The 14,374-nt window shown below is 66.5% G+C and carries 14 protein-coding genes; 8 read left to right on the forward strand and 6 right to left on the reverse strand.

Going from position 1 to position 14,374, the window contains the following annotated elements; genetic code table 11:
* Nucleotides 1-77: 77 nt before the first annotated feature.
* Genes hsaB through hsaA form a run of 4 tightly spaced genes read right to left on the reverse strand, consistent with a single transcriptional unit; the run spans nucleotide 78 to nucleotide 3,636 of the window.
* Entirely contained in the window at nucleotides 78-680 is a 603-nt protein-coding gene (gene hsaB / locus NU1_RS03815) for a 3-hydroxy-9,10-secoandrosta-1,3,5(10)-triene-9,17-dione monooxygenase reductase subunit (RefSeq protein WP_157551970.1), read from the reverse strand.
* Nucleotides 677-1,582: an iron-dependent extradiol dioxygenase HsaC gene (hsaC, locus tag NU1_RS03820; RefSeq protein ID WP_067517404.1), complete on the reverse strand. Its 906-nt coding sequence runs from the start codon at nucleotides 1,580-1,582 to the stop codon at nucleotides 677-679. Before hsaC ends, hsaB begins: the two co-directional genes overlap by 4 nt.
* A gap of 2 nt (nucleotides 1,583-1,584) precedes the next feature.
* Nucleotides 1,585-2,463, reverse strand: coding sequence for a 4,5:9,10-diseco-3-hydroxy-5,9,17-trioxoandrosta-1(10),2-diene-4-oate hydrolase (gene hsaD / locus NU1_RS03825; protein ID WP_067517406.1), 879 nt, complete (start codon nucleotides 2,461-2,463; stop codon nucleotides 1,585-1,587).
* Between the two features lie 3 nt (nucleotides 2,464-2,466).
* The gene (hsaA, locus tag NU1_RS03830) at nucleotides 2,467-3,636 is read right to left on the reverse strand and encodes a 3-hydroxy-9,10-secoandrosta-1,3,5(10)-triene-9,17-dione monooxygenase oxygenase subunit (RefSeq protein ID WP_067517408.1); all 1,170 of its coding nucleotides are present in this window, start codon (nucleotides 3,634-3,636) and stop codon (nucleotides 2,467-2,469) included.
* A 195-nt stretch (nucleotides 3,637-3,831) separates the two neighbouring features.
* On the opposite strand from hsaA, the gene NU1_RS03835 reads away from it, so the two are divergent.
* Together NU1_RS03835 and NU1_RS03840 are read left to right on the forward strand one after the other, a co-directional pair.
* Nucleotides 3,832-5,049: a 3-ketosteroid-9-alpha-monooxygenase, oxygenase component gene (locus NU1_RS03835; RefSeq protein WP_067517410.1), complete on the forward strand. Its 1,218-nt coding sequence runs from the start codon at nucleotides 3,832-3,834 to the stop codon at nucleotides 5,047-5,049.
* Nucleotides 5,049-5,378, forward strand: a complete 330-nt coding sequence (locus tag NU1_RS03840) for a hypothetical protein (RefSeq protein ID WP_067517412.1) — start codon at nucleotides 5,049-5,051, stop codon at nucleotides 5,376-5,378. Before NU1_RS03835 ends, NU1_RS03840 begins: the two co-directional genes overlap by 1 nt.
* Nucleotides 5,379-5,489: 111 nt before the next feature.
* Here NU1_RS03840 and NU1_RS03845 read toward each other — a convergent pair whose 3' ends face one another.
* Together NU1_RS03845 and NU1_RS03850 are read right to left on the reverse strand one after the other, a co-directional pair.
* Nucleotides 5,490-5,900, reverse strand: a complete 411-nt coding sequence (locus NU1_RS03845) for a cupin domain-containing protein (protein ID WP_212761910.1) — start codon at nucleotides 5,898-5,900, stop codon at nucleotides 5,490-5,492.
* A 134-nt stretch (nucleotides 5,901-6,034) separates the two neighbouring features.
* On the reverse strand, nucleotides 6,035-7,087 hold the full coding sequence (locus tag NU1_RS03850) for a saccharopine dehydrogenase family protein (RefSeq protein WP_067517416.1): 1,053 nt from the start codon (nucleotides 7,085-7,087) through the stop codon (nucleotides 6,035-6,037).
* Between the two features lie 96 nt (nucleotides 7,088-7,183).
* Between NU1_RS03850 and NU1_RS03855 the strand changes: the two genes are divergently transcribed.
* The 6 genes from NU1_RS03855 (at nucleotide 7,184) to NU1_RS42660 (ending at nucleotide 14,325) form a co-directional block, all read left to right on the forward strand.
* The gene (locus NU1_RS03855) at nucleotides 7,184-8,101 is read left to right on the forward strand and encodes an AraC family transcriptional regulator (RefSeq protein WP_067517418.1); all 918 of its coding nucleotides are present in this window, start codon (nucleotides 7,184-7,186) and stop codon (nucleotides 8,099-8,101) included.
* A gap of 133 nt (nucleotides 8,102-8,234) precedes the next feature.
* Nucleotides 8,235-9,779, forward strand: coding sequence for an ABC transporter substrate-binding protein (locus tag NU1_RS03860; protein ID WP_067517421.1), 1,545 nt, complete (start codon nucleotides 8,235-8,237; stop codon nucleotides 9,777-9,779).
* Between the two features lie 95 nt (nucleotides 9,780-9,874).
* Nucleotides 9,875-10,816 carry an ABC transporter permease gene (locus tag NU1_RS03865; protein ID WP_245719934.1) on the forward strand — a complete coding sequence of 314 codons (942 nt, stop codon included), beginning with the start codon at nucleotides 9,875-9,877 and terminating at the stop codon, nucleotides 10,814-10,816.
* Nucleotides 10,817-11,096: 280 nt separating this feature from the next.
* Nucleotides 11,097-11,978 carry an ABC transporter permease gene (locus NU1_RS03870; RefSeq protein WP_245719935.1) on the forward strand — a complete coding sequence of 294 codons (882 nt, stop codon included), beginning with the start codon at nucleotides 11,097-11,099 and terminating at the stop codon, nucleotides 11,976-11,978.
* Nucleotides 11,979-12,154: 176 nt separating this feature from the next.
* Complete coding sequence (locus tag NU1_RS03875) at nucleotides 12,155-12,337, forward strand: hypothetical protein (protein WP_067517425.1); 183 nt, start codon at nucleotides 12,155-12,157, stop codon at nucleotides 12,335-12,337.
* A complete protein-coding gene (locus NU1_RS42660; protein ID WP_084520963.1) occupies nucleotides 12,331-14,325 on the forward strand; it encodes an ATP-binding cassette domain-containing protein in 1,995 nt (664 codons plus the stop codon). Before NU1_RS03875 ends, NU1_RS42660 begins: the two co-directional genes overlap by 7 nt.
* Nucleotides 14,326-14,374: the final 49 nt, after the last annotated feature.

Raw genomic sequence — 14,374 nt, forward strand, 5'->3', positions numbered from 1 at the left:
GCCTGGCAGCCGCCGATCGCGACCCGACGCCGGGATTTCAGGGGCACAGCCCCTGAGAGTCCCGAGAGTTGGGTCTCCTACAACCAGGTGTCCAACGTCGTCGTGGTGAGGAAGTGCTCGAGATCCGCACGCCAGGGTGCGGGCTTGCTCTTCTTCGGTTCGATGGCGGTGTACTGACCTCGGTAGAACAACAGCGGCCTGTCGGAATCCGTGGATTCCGACAGGGCCAGGACACGTCCGATCACAATGAAGTGATCGCCGCCGTCGCGCACATCGGCCACAGTGCACTGGAGCGTGGCCAGCGTGCCGTCCAGCACCGGGAGGTCCAGATCGGAAGTGTGCCAGTCGGTTCCGGCGAACTTGTCCGGTTCGCGGGAACCGAAGCGGGCGCACACCTCCTGCTGTTCCTCGGCGAGGATATTCACGCAGAACTTGCCGGAGCGTTCGATCGCCGCCCAGGACCGCGAGGTCTTGGTGGGGCAGAACAGCACCAGTGGCGGATCCAGGGATAGGGCGGCGAACGATTGGCAGGCGAAGCCGATCGGGTTCTTCTCACCTTCCACCTCATCGAAGGTGGTGATGATGGTGATGCCGGTGCAGAACTGCCCCAGCACATTTCGGAACCCGCGTCCGTCGATCGCCGGATATTCCTCGGTGGTCATCTCCGCCCCATCGCTCATTGCTGCCGCATTCCCACCGTGAAGTCGTGACCCCAGAGGCTCACGGCGGTGGATTCCCGGGCTATCCACGAATGGTCCTCGACTTCCAGACCCTCGCAACCGAATTCGATATCGAAACCGCCTGGCGTCTTCATATAGAACGACAGCATCTTGTCGTTGATATGCCGTCCGAGGGTAGCCGACATCTTCACCTTCTTGCGCAGCGCGCGATCCAGACAGAGCCCGACATCGTCGGAGTTCTCCACCTCGACCATGAGGTGCACGATCCCGGTCGGGTTCGGCAGCGGCAGGAACGCCAGCGAGTGATGGCGCGGGTTGCAGCCGTAGAACCGCAGCCAGGCCGGATCGCCATCGGCGGGACGGCCGACCATCTGCGGGGGCAGCCGCATGGAGTCGCGCAGCCGGAAGCCGAGCACATCCTGGTAGAACGCCTGCGCCGCGGCATCGTCGGTGCAGGTCAGCACCACATGGCCCAGACCCTGCTCGGCGGTGACGAACTTGTGCCCGTAGGGGCTGATGAATCGACGCGCGAGGTATTGCGACCCGTGGAAGGCCTCCAGCTGATTACCGGCCGGATCCTCGAACCGGATCATATTCTCGACGCGGCGATCGGCGAGCTCTTCCTTGGTGGCCTCTTTGAAGGGCACCCCGGCATTCGACAGTGTCTCCCGAAGACCCTGCAGCGCGGGGGCGTCGGTGACCTCCCAGCCGGAAACCTGCAACCGGTCCTGGTCGCCGGGGACGATGACCAGCCGGGCCGGGAAGTCGTCCATGCGCAGGTAGAGGGTGTCCGGGCCGGGACCCGGAGCCTCCATCATGCCGAGCACCTTGAGGCCGTACTCACGCCAGGCCGCCACATCGGTGGCCTCGATGCGCATGTATCCGAGTGCTCGAATACTCATGCTCACTTCTCCTTGATACCGAGCAGGAAGTCAGTTGCCAGCCGGTTGAATTCGTCGAACTTCTCCAGCTGCGCCCAGTGGCCGCAGCCACCGAACACATGCAGCTGCACCCGCGGCACCATCTTCAGTGCTACGAGCGCGCCATCGACGGGGTTCACCCGATCCTCGCGGCCCCAGATCATCAGGACCGGCTGACGCAGTTTGAAGGCGTCGCGCCAGATCATGCCCTTCTGGAAATCGGCTCCGGCGAAGGACTTTCCCATGGCGCGGGTGGCGGCCAGGGCTTCCGGGGTCGATGCCGAGGCGAATCGCTCCTCGACCAGTTCCGGTGTGATCAGCTTCTGATCGAAGACCATGATCCGCAGGAACGCCTCGAGGTTTTCCTTCGTGGGTTCGTAATTGAACTTGCTGAGCAGCTTCACACCCTCGGTGGGATCGGGCGCGAACATATTCACGCTCAACCCGCCGGGCCCCATGAGCACCAGCTTTCCGGCGCGATCCGGATAGTCCAGCGCGAACCGGGTGGCGGTGCCGCCGCCGAGCGAATTGCCCAGCAGATGAACACGTTCGGTAATGCCGAGGGTGTCCAGGAGATCCTTCAGCGCCGATGACGCGTGCACGAAGTACTGCGGGTGATCGATCGGCTTATCGGACTGCCCGAAGCCGGGCTGATCGACTGCGATCACATGGAATTCGCGCGCCAGCACCGGAATGTTCTTGGCGAAGTTGGACCAGGAGGAAGCTCCCGGTCCGCCGCCGTGCAGCAGCACGATGGTGGGGCCGTTGCCGACGCCCGCCTCGTGATAGTGCAGCTTCAGGTCCTCGCGCACCTGTGCGTAGCGCGAGGTGGATTCGAAGGTGATTTCTCCCACTGTGGTCATGGGCTACACCATCGTATCCGTGATCGGCAGCCCGAACGCGTGCGAGCCGTACATGACGTACGCGCGCTCGGCGTCGTTGGCCGCGTGTACGCGGCCGGCATGCGCGTCCCGCCAGAATCGCTGTAGCGGAGTGCCGTTGGCGAGGGCGGTCGCACCCGATGCCTCGAACAGCTTATCGATGGAGGCGACGGCCCGGCCGGTGGCGCGAACCTGGTCGCGGCGAGCGCGGGCCCGCACGTCAAACGGGATTTCTTGGCCCGCAACCAGATACGCGTACTCATCGGCGACATTGCCGGACAGCTGACGCCAAGCGGCGTCGATATCGCTGGCGGCCTCGGCGATTCGCACCTTGCCGAAGGGGTCATCCTTGGCGTTCTCGCCCGCGTAGGCGGCGCGCACCCGCTTGCCCTGATGCTCCACATGCGCCTCGTACGCGCCGTAGGCCATACCCACGATCGGGGTGGAGATGGTGGTGGGGTGAATGGTTCCCCACGGCATCTTGTAGACCGGGTCGGTATTCTGCTCCAGGCCAGGAGATTTCACTTCGCTCATGGCGCGGAAGCTGAGGAAACGGTGCCTGGGTACGAACACGTTCTCGACGACGACCGTGTTGGACCCGGTACCGCGCAAGCCGACCACGTGCCACACGTCATCGATGCGGTATTCGCTGCGCGGGATGAGGAACGAGCCGAAATCGACCGGCTTGCCGTTCTTGATCACCGGGCCGCCGACGACCACCCAGTCGGCGTGATCGGAGCCGGAAGACCAGGCCCACTTGCCGTTCACGGTGTAGCCGCTGCCGTCCTCGGTCACCAGACCGGCGCCCATCGGGGCATAGGACGAGGAGATGCGGACGTCGGTGTCTTCGCCCCAGACCTCTTCCTGCGCACGCTGATCGAACAGCGCCAGGTGCCAGTTGTGGACGCCGATAATGCCGGAAACCCAGCCGGTGGACCCGCAGGCGCTGGCTATCTTGCGCACGGTGTCGTAGAACACGACCGGATCCGCGGCGTAGCCACCCCACTGGCGCGGCTGCAGCAGTTTGAAGAAACCGGTCTCCTGCAGATCCTTCACGGACTCTTCCGGCAGACGGCGCAGATCTTCCGCCTCTTGCGCGCGATCGCGCAGCGTGGGCAGCAGCGCCTCGACCCGCTCAACTACTTCTTGCGTCATCTCGCCAGTTGCTCCTGCCTGCTTCGGAAACGTGTTCGTCTGGCTTTGAGACTAGAACACGTTCCTATTCCCTGTCGAGAACAGAGGTCCTACCCGGGTTGATACAGGCCCATGCCTGGTTATCGAAGCTCCGGGTGGCGCATAGCCCACTCTATTTTGTAACGTGTTCTAGTACTTCCAGAGGAGGATGGACTCATGGCAACAACCCCCCAGGGGCCCCGCGGAAAGGTCCGTGAGATCGACGTGGGCAGCATGCCCACCCGGTATGCCCGGGGCTGGCATTGCCTTGGCCTGGCCGAAACCTTCCGGGACGGCAAGCCACACTCGGTCAACGCGTTCGGGACCAAACTGGTCGTCTGGGCGGACAGCCACGGCGATCTCAAGGTACTCGACGGCTACTGCCGCCACCTCGGCGGCGATCTGTCGATGGGCGAGGTCAAGGGCGATTCCATCGCCTGCCCGTTCCACGACTGGCGTTGGGGCGGCAATGGCAAGTGCACGGGTATTCCGTATGCGCGCCGGGTGCCCCCGCTGGCCCGCACCCGGTCCTGGACGACGCTGGTGCGCAACGACCAGCTGTTCGTCTGGCACGACCACGAGGGCAATCCGCCGCCGGACGACGTGACCATTCCCTACATCGATGGCATGTTCACCGATGCCGAGGGCAACACCCTCGAGACGCGCAATGACAACTGGACCCCGTGGACCTGGCACTCGATGCTGATCGAGGGCTCCAACTGCCGCGAGATCATCGACAATGTCGTGGATATGGCGCACTTCTTCTATATCCACTACGCCTTCCCGACGTACTTCAAGAACGTCTTCGAGGGCCATGTGGCGACGCAGTACCTGGAGACCAAGGGGCGGCCCGATATCGGCGCCGCCGCCGAACAGGGCGTCGATGTGCTGCTCGAGTCGGAGGCGTCGTACTTCGGGCCGTCGTACATGATCAATCCGCTGCTGAATATCTACAGCGGGTTCCAGGTCAAGACGGTTCTGATCAACTGCCACTACCCGGTCACGCAGAATTCGTTCATGCTGCAGTGGGGCGTCACGCTGGAGAAGCCGAAGGGCTTCCCCGAGGAGCAGGCCGCGGTATTCGCCGAGAAGATGACCGAGGGCGTCAGTGTCGGCTTCCTGCAGGATGTCGAGATCTGGAAGCACAAGTCCAAGATCGACAATCCGCTGTTGACCGAGGAGGACGGCCCGGTCTACCAGCTGCGTCGCTGGTACGACCAGTTCTACCAGGACGTCGCCGATATCGATCCCAAGTCCACCCAGCGCTTCGAGTTCGAGGTCGACACCTCCAAGGCCAATGAGGCCTGGGAGCTGGAGGTCGCCGAGAACCTACGTAAGAAGCGGGAAGCCGATGAAGCGGCCGCCGAAGCCGCATCGCAGGAGGCGAACGTCTGATGACCAGCTGGGCGAAAGCACCGGACTTCGCGGACCGTCCGGAACAGCAGGCACTGGTGCGCGCCCAGACGGTCGCCGACAAACAGCACTACATGGAGTCGGGTCTCACTCCGATCGCGTGCCAGACCTGCGGCACCGAGGTGCTGGCACGCAAGCACAGCACTCAGCAGAAGACGGTGCAGTGGACGGTGAACCCCGCCGACCACTGCCCGGTCTTCCGCCAACTCGCCGCAGCCGGACCGGTTTTCGGCAAACCCGATTCCTGCCCGAACCTGGAGAAAACCCTCGACCACGCCGTGGCCGAGGGCATCCTCCAGATCGACGACTAAACCCCCGCCCGCCCTCACCGTCGGCTGCGGGGAGCGAGAACCCCCGGCCTCCCTCTCCACTTTCCGCAACCCGCTGCGTCAGCAGCGGGTTGTGAGAGATCCCAGAGTGGGTCAATCCAGTCGGAAGTCGGCGAAATCGAAGCCCGGGGCGACGACGCAGCTCACCAGGGCGTAGTCGTCGCCCACCGGGCGGGCGGATTGGGAAACCCCACCGGGCACCACCGCCTGCGGCCGCTGGCCCTGTTCGACATCGGGACCCAGGACGATCTCCTCCCCGCCGATATTCAGCAGCAGCGGGCCGCCCCGGTGCCACATCCAGATCTCGTCCGACGTCACGGTATGGGGTGCGGACTTCTCGCCGGGCAGCAGCAGGAAGTAGATCGCGGTCGCGCTGGCGCGGGGGCCGTCGTAGCCCGCTGGTGTGAATTCCACCGGGCTGCGCCAGGTTTCCCGAAACCAGCCGCCTTCCGGATGCGGCAGGAGATCCAATTCCGCGGCCAGCTTCGGGCGGTCATCGCTCATCAGACCAATCTAACCGTGCGCAGCCGCCGGACCCCATCGTCCCGGCATGGTTTGACCGGGAGCCACTGGCCTGCACAGGTGGATTCCGGCCGAAAGTGCGCCGGAATGACGGTTACTCCGGACGGGCTGCCGGTTCAGTATGTCTCGATGCGCCAGGTGATGCCGTGCCGCTCCAGCGAATTCAGCATGTCTTCGGCGTCGAATGCCTCGGCCACGGCCAGCGCGCCGGACTTCGCCTCACCGTCCGCGAGCCGAGCGGCCACCTCGACCGCCATGAGTGCGGAATCCCGGTACGAATCGACGCCGCTGACCACGCCGCGGACGCCCTCGCCGTCCGCGCCGATCGCATCCACCACCAGGTCGTAGCGCAGATCCGAACTGGGCTCATCCGGCATGGAATCCAATGCCTCGTAGGTGAATCCGCTCAGCAGCGACAGAATGCCGGTGTCCAGGGCTCCGGCGACATAGGACACCTCGGAGTGCCGGGGGATGGTCAGCACCGGTGGCTGCGGGAATTTCGCCACCTCGGTGGGGGCCGGGTCGCCGGGGAAGGTCATTTCGGTGGTGCGTCCCGGACCGGTGCGGAACTCTCCGTGCTCGTAGTGCCAGCCACCGGAGCTGAACCAATCCAGGCTCGCAAGTACGGTTTTGGCGCTGCCCCTGGAACCGTTACCGCCGCTGCGGCTCAGGTGGCTGATGACCATCTCGGCAGGTCGGTTCACCCGGCGCGCGGTCAGGTATCCGAGCAGGTCGCCCGGCAGATTGCTGTCGGTGATACCGGAAACCACCGTGACACCGGCCGATTCGGCCCGCGTGCCGTAGGCGTCGAAAACCTTCTTCAGGAACAACTGCTCACCGGCCATATCGGTGTAATGTGCCCCGGCCTCGATGGCAGCGGCCAGTACCGGCTCACCCAGATCGACATAGGCGGGCAGGCTGCTGATCACCACGTCGGCACCGGTGAAGGCGCGGACGAGCGCGGCATCATCGGTGACGTCCGCGATGCGGATTTCGGCCCGGGGGAGTCCGGCCCGGTCGGCGGCGGCACGGAGCCGTTCGGCATTGCGGCCCACCAGGATCGGGGTGAGTCCGCGCCGATTCAGTTCGGCGAGAACGTACCCGCCGGTGTGGCCATTGGCTCCGTAGAGGGCGATGGTGGGCTGCGCGATGTGGTTCGTCGTTGTCATGTCTATGACGCTATTGAGCATCTGTGAGCTTCTGAATGGCTGAAAATCTCATGATGATGCCTTAAACGCTCATTGAATGAGCGCTATGGTGAAGCTGTGGACATTCTCAGCGAGACCATCGCCGCCATTCGAACCGGGAACCCCACCTCCGGTATGTTCATTCGGCACGCGCCCTGGGGGCGCAGTTACCCGGTTGTCCCCGGCGCGGGATTTCATGTGGTTCTACAGGGTTCCTGCTGGGTGCTGCGGGGCGATGGCGATCCCATTCCGCTGGGGGTCGGCGATGTGCTGTTCATGCCGCGCGGTGCCGATCACCTACTGGCCGACAGCCTGGACAGCGCGATTACCGAAACCGCGCGACCGGGTGAGCCGCGGGAGATCACCGGTCCGGGGCCGCGTACCGCATTGCTGTGTGGCGCTTATGAACTCGGCCGTCAACGCAGTCATCCGCTCCTGGACGAGCTGCCCGAATTCATTCATCTCCCGGCGCGCCCCGGCCGCCATCCCTCGCTGCGGGCGGCGGTGGATCTACTGGTCGCCGAGATCTGCGAACCGCGCCCCGGCACCGACGCCGCCGTTCCGGCATTGCTCGAAACCATGCTCCTGTTCATCCTGCGTGCCTGGTTCGACGAGCGGGCCGAGGACCGAACCGGCGGTTGGGCAGGCGCTTTCACCGATCCGGCGGTGGCCGCCGCGCTGCGTGCCATTCACGGTGAGCCCGCCCACCCGTGGACGGTGCCGGCGCTCAGTGCTGTCGCGGGCGTTTCCCGCGCCACCCTGGCTCGCCGCTTCACCACCACCGTCGGTGAGCCTCCGCTGTCGTATCTGACCCGCTGGCGCATGCTCACCGCCGCCCGGTTGCTGCGCGAAACCGACACACCCCTGGCCGCCGTGGCGCGAAAGGTCGGGTACCAGTCGGAGTTCGCCTTCGCCAAGGCCTTCAAACGCGAATACGGCCTGGCCCCAGGGCAATACCGGCGCGCCGCGGACAGGCCCGCCGTGATCGCGGTCTGATCCCCCGCCGCCTGCGGCTTTTCTCATTGAACGCTTTCGGAATCCGGCCGTTGCGGAGGCGGACTTGTGCCTATCAGTCAAAAAGGGTAGGCAAACCTAATCGAGTTATTGGCCCACCCGAAGCGAGGACGCCGTGGATTTGTCGAGACGCCAGCTGTTTCAGGCCGGTGGCGGGCTGAGCCTCGCGCTGCTGTTGGCCGCGTGCGGTGGCAATGACACGGATGCGGGAACGGGCGCGGAGTCGGGCCCACTGCGGCGCGGCGGCACCCTGCGGGTGGGTGCGCTGGGTCGACCGGGCGCGATTACCCGCGACCCGCATGGCACCCAGGCCAATGAGAGCGACTATCTGATCCTCAGCCTGCGCTATGACACCCTCACCGTGCCCGGTGCCGAGACCATTACCGAACCGCGGCTGGCGATTACCTGGCAGGCCTCCGATGATCTGCGGACCTGGCGGTTCACCGTCGCGCCGGAGGCGACATTCCATGACGGCAGGCCGGTTACCTCCGCCGATATCGTGTACTCGCTACGGCGGCTGCGCAATACGCCCTCCGGTGCCTCCCGGCTTCCGGGTATCAAGCCGGAGAACATCACCGCGGACGGTCCCGGCACGGTGGTACTCGTCTCCGATTACCCCAATGCCGAACTGCCGCAGCTGACTCGGCTCACCACCTTCGTTGTGCCGGACGGCACCACCGACATCGAGAACGCGCCCGGCACCGGGCCGTTCGTCTTGGAATGGTTCCGTGGCGGCAATGCCCGGCTGGTGCGCAATGAGAACTGGTACGGCGGCGCGGTACATCTCGACGCCATTGAGGTGAGTATTTTCGAGAGCCCGCAGGCCATGGCCACGGCGCTGCTGTCGGGGCAGATCGACCTGGCCTCGAACGTGGGTGCGGTGGCGGCGCGGACGGCGGAGGGGCGCAAAGATATTCAGATCGTGCGGCGGTCCGACGATATGGCCATGCCCATTGTCATGCGCACCGCCGACGGTAGCCCCTTCGCGGATGCGCGGGTGCGCGAGGCACTGCGGTTGGCGGTGGACCGCGAGGCCATGGTCAAGCAGGTGCTGTCCGGCTACGGCACGGTCGGCAATGACATTCTCGGCACCGGAGATCCGGCCTACGCGCGGGATATCCCGCAGCGGACCAAGGATCTCGCCAAGGCGAAGGATCTGCTCGCGCAGGCCGGTTTCGACACGAATAAGACCTACAAGCTCTACACCACCGAGGACATTTCCGGATTGGCCGAGGGGGCAACCCTCTTCGCTACCCAGGTGCGCGATGCCGGGGTGAAGATCGAGGTGGTCAAGCAGGAATCCGGATCCTTCTGGGACGACACCTGGTTGCAGGGCGACCTGTACACCACGTACTGGGGCACCAATGATTCCGTGCTGTTCTTCGCCAGCAAGACCATGGTCTCCGACAGTGGTCAGAACGAATCCGGCTGGCGCGACGATGAATTCGACGCCACCTACAAGCGCGCGGTAGGTACCGGCGACGAGGCCGCCCGCACAGAACTGCTCCGCGAACTCCAGCGTATCCAGTACGAACGCTCCGGCTACCTGCTGTGGGGTATGGCCGATGGCATCGATCTCGCGGGTTCGGCCGTCCACGGCCTGCCCGACCTCCCCGGATACGGAAGGGTGCAACTCGAAGGCGCATGGCTGGCCCGCTGAACCCCGACGGTGTGGCGGTTGAACCGGATGAGCCGGTTCAACCGATGAGTGCGGCGTCGAATGCGGCGTCGGGACAGTCCGGTACGACAGGTGCTTTGCTGCGAACGATGGGGCGCGTCGGTGCGCTGCTGGTGAAACGCGCTCTGCTGCTGGTGGTGCTGCTGGTGCTGGTATTCGTGACGGTGGATCTGCTGCCGGGTGATGCCGCGAGTGCCACGTCGGAACGCGGTGAGAGTGCCGCCGATGTCGAGCGGCGGCGGGCAATGCTGGGGCTGGATCGGCCGGTGCTGCAACGCTGTTGGGACTGGCTGACAGGGCTGCCCGCGGGGGATCTCGGCACGTCGGCGCGCGGTGTACCGGTGAGTGAGCTGGTGGCGGGACCGTTCCCGAACACCCTGATGCTCGGTGGTCTCGCGCTGCTGCTGACCGCGACCTTCGCACTCGCACTGGGCTGTTGGGCGGCGCTGCGCCCGGGCAGCCTGCTCGATCGATCGATCTCCGGTACCGCGACCGCCGTCCTCGCCCTGCCGGAATTCGTGGTGGCCATTGCCCTGGTGGCGCTGCTGTCGCTCTGGGCCGGGTGGCTGCCCGCCGTCACCATCGCCGGTGCCGATGGCAGCCCGGCCAGCTGGGGCATGCTGGTGCTGCCGGTACTGGCGCTGACCATTCCGCAGATTGGCTGGAATGTGCGCATCGTGCGCGCCGCCCTGGCCGATGAGGCGCGCGAACCGCATGTGGAGGCCGCCGTCCTGGACGGTCTCCGCCCGCATCGTGTCCTGCTCCGCCATGTGCTGCCGGGCGCGCTACCCGCCATCGTGACGGGTCTGGCCACCTCGACGGGCATGCTCCTGGGCGGCGCGGTCGTGGTGGAGGCAGTCTTCAACTACCCGGGAGTCGGCTCGGTCCTCGCCTCGGCCGCCGCCGACCGCGACGCCCCACTGGTCGCCGGGGTAACCGCCCTCGCCGGTGCGGTCATCACGGTCATGCTGTTGATCGCCGACCTGGTCCGTGACGCATTGGCAGGAGGCCGTCGATGAGTGAACTCGGCGCGGATATCGCAGGGGATCGCTGATGAACCGAATCCGTCAGGCGGCCGCCGCCCTCCGGTCGCAGCGTGCCCCCGCCCCGGGCGCTGCGACCGGTGCTGGCGACGTAACAGGTCCAGATGTTGGTCCGGGCGCTGTCGCTGGTGTGACTGGTGCTGGTGACGATGTTGGTCCGGGCGCTGTCGCTGGTGTGGGCGGTGCGACCGGTGCTGGCGACGTAACTGGTCCGGATCGAGTCACGGGGGCGGGCGACATCGCTGCTTCGGATCGGGTGGTTGGTGCGGCCAGGTCCACGCGCTCGGGGTCGGCCCCGCGTTCGCCGCGTGTCCTGCGCATACCGACGGCGGTCCCGTGGCGGCCTGCCCTCCGCCTCTTCCCCGCACTGGTCCTGATCGTCCTGGCGCTGATCGGCCCGTGGCTGGCCCCGCATGCCATCGACATTCCGGTGACCGGTCCGTACGCGGAACCGGATAGTGCGGCTCCGCTCGGCGGCGATCTGCTCGGGCGGGATGTGCTGAGCAGACTGCTCGCGGGAGGCCGCGAACTCGTGGTCTCGGCATTGATCGCGGCCTTCGTCGTGACCGCGCTCGCCGCCGTCCTGGGCGCGGTCGGCGCACTGCGTCCGGCGGTCGGCCGCATTGTCGACCGCGCGGCGGATCTGCTGATCCTCCTTCCGGCCGTACTCGGTCTACTGCTCATCGCACTGTCCTGGCCCGGTGGCGGCCGACTCGCCATCATTACCGCGGCCGTGGTCCTGGGCGTTCCGTACGCGGTCCGCCTGATCGCCAGCGCCGCCGCGCCGGTGGCGGCCTCCGGCTATGTCGAGGCCGCTGCGGCGGGTGGAGAACACCTGTGGCATCTGGTCTTTCGTGAGCTGCTGCCCAACCTGCGCGCTGTACTGCTGGCGCTGTTCGGTCTGCGCTTCGTCGCCGCGGTCTATCTGGTTTCCACCGCGGGCTTCCTTCAGATTGGTCCGCAACCACCGGCCGCCGACTGGGCGCTCATGATTCGCGAGAACGGTCCGGGAGTCATGCTCAACCCCTGGGCGGTAGTCGCCCCGAGCCTGCTCATCGGCCTGCTCGCCATGACTGTCAACCTCGCCGCCTCGGCACTCGCACCTCAGATCGGAAGAAAGGCGGTGAGCCTGCGATGAATTCGGCTCCTTTGCCCAAGCGACGCACCCATGTCCGGAGGGCGGCTACGCCCGAGCTCGATGCGGCTACCGTCCCGTTCCTCGCAATCAGCGAACCGCGCCACGCGGACGGATCGGCCAGGGAGCGTAGCGGTCGTTCGGGTGGTCCGGCACGTCCGAAACACGGTGGCCTCTCGATGAATTCGGCTCCGCTGCCCAGCCGACGCACCCGTTCCAACCATCCGGCCGAGGCCGAACTCGATAACGGTACCGCCGCGCATCCCGCGACCGGCGAGTCTCGTGCCCGGAAGCATCGGCCCGGACTCGCGGCGGCTGTTCGGGGTATCCAGGACGGTCGAGCGGCGGTGCGGCGATGGTGAAGCCGGACCCCCTCGACATTCCCGCTGTGCGGGTAAAAGGACTGTCGGTCGCGGCGTCGGATGGCCGACCCATGTTGTGCGCGAACGATTTCGCGGCGCATGCGGGACGACTCGTCGCCCTGACCGGGCCATCCGGAGTCGGCAAGACCACGCTGCTCCGGGCACTGACCGGGTTGCTGCCACCGGGTACGACTCGCACCGCCGGGCAGGCGGAAGTGCTCGGCCACAATGTGTTCGCGCTGGGCGATGGCCAATTACGCGAATTGCGCCGCACCCGAATCGCATTCGTGGGCCAGGATCCGGGATCGGCACTCAATCCCCGTATGCGGGTACGAGCGCTGGTGCGAGAACTAGCCGTCGATCGCCGAGCCGTCCCCGCACTGCTCGCCGAGGTACGGCTCCCGACCGACGCGCGATTCACCACTCGCCACCCCCGCGCGCTCTCCGGCGGGCAGCAGCGACGGCTGGCCCTGGCACGTGCCCTCGCCCGCCAACCCGATGTGCTGCTCCTGGACGAGCCGACCGCCGGGCTGCACCCGGAGCTGCGCGACGAAATCGGCGACCTACTGCGCCAATTGGCCAGAGAACGCGGCCTGGCCGTCGTATTCGCCTGCCACGACCGCGATCTCGTCGCCCGCATCGCCGACGAGGAGATCCGCCTCGAAGCGGCCGCGAACGCAGTGCCGTCTACCGCGGTCCGCGCAGAGGCGGTGCCTGTCACCACCGCCGACAATGTGCGTGGCGGGCCCGAGAAGATGCCTGCCACTGCCACTGCCACCGGCGCTGTATGTGGCGGGTCCGAAACGGTGCTCGCCGCCGATAATGTGCGTGCCGGGTTCGCCTCGATGATGCCCGCCGCTGATGGCGTGCCCGCTGAGTCTGTCGCGATGTTGCCCGCCGCTGATGGCGTGCCCGCTGAGTCTGTCGCGATGTTGCCCGCCGCTGGTGGCGTGCCCGCTGAGTCTGTCGCGATGTTGCCCGCCGCTGATGGCGTGCCCGCCGCGTCCGTCGCGACGAAGCACACCGCCGACGACATGTCACTCCGGTCCGTCGCGACCGAGTCTGTGCGCGAGAAAGCCTCGGCCCCGAGTGTCGCGGGATCCGCCAGCGCTTCGGACGGCTCCGGGACGGCCACCGGCTCGGACGCCCTCGCTGCGGGGTCGGATACGGCCGAACTCACCACCTCGTCGCGGGTCACGGAAACTCTTGTGGCGGAATCGGACCCACGCTTGCTGGTGCGAGGTCTGCACGTGGCCTTTGTGCCGAGCGGCCAGCAGGTGTTGCGCGATGTCGACTTCGCGGTGGCAGCGGGATCGGCGGCGGGCATTGTCGGCCCGTCGGGTTCGGGGAAGACGAGTTTGGCCCGCGCCGTGGTCGGCCTGCATCCCCCGGGCAGCGGAACGGTCGCGCTCGACGGGGTCCCGCTGCGCGGCGAGCTGCGGCGGCGCAGTCGCGACGAGCGCCGCCGGATTCAATTGGTGCCGCAGTGCCCACTCGGTGCGCTCAACCCCAGCCGCAGTGTCGGCGCGACACTCGGCCGCCCACTGCGGCTGCATCGTCGCTGCGATTCCGGCGAGAGGGCAGACCGGGTGGCCGAGTTACTGCGCCAGGTTGAACTGCCACCGGAGTACGCCCAGCGCTATCCGCACGAACTATCCGGAGGTCAGCGCCAGCGGGTCGCCATCGCCCGCGCCCTGGCCGCCGAACCGGACGTGCTGATCTGCGACGAGGTGACCTCCGCCCTGGATGCCCGCACCGCCGCCGCCATTATGGAACTCCTGGCCGGGCTGCGGGAGAGCCACCGCCTGGCCCTGATCCTGATCGCCCACGACCTACCCCTCATTGCCGACCGCACCGACACCGTAGCGGTCCTCGATGCTGGCCGAGTGGTGGAATCCGGCAGTACCGCAAGCATTTTCGCTGCTCCGGCGCACGAAACCACCCGAGCGCTGCTATCGCACGGCCCGCTCACCGCGCGAACCGCCTGATCACGCGCGAACCGCCTGACCACCGACGTCGGCGTCGCGGTATCGCCCC

The sequence above is a fragment of the Nocardia uniformis NBRC 13702 genome (assembly GCF_001613345.1).
In the GTDB taxonomy this organism is placed as follows: Bacteria; Actinomycetota; Actinomycetes; order Mycobacteriales; family Mycobacteriaceae; genus Nocardia; species Nocardia uniformis.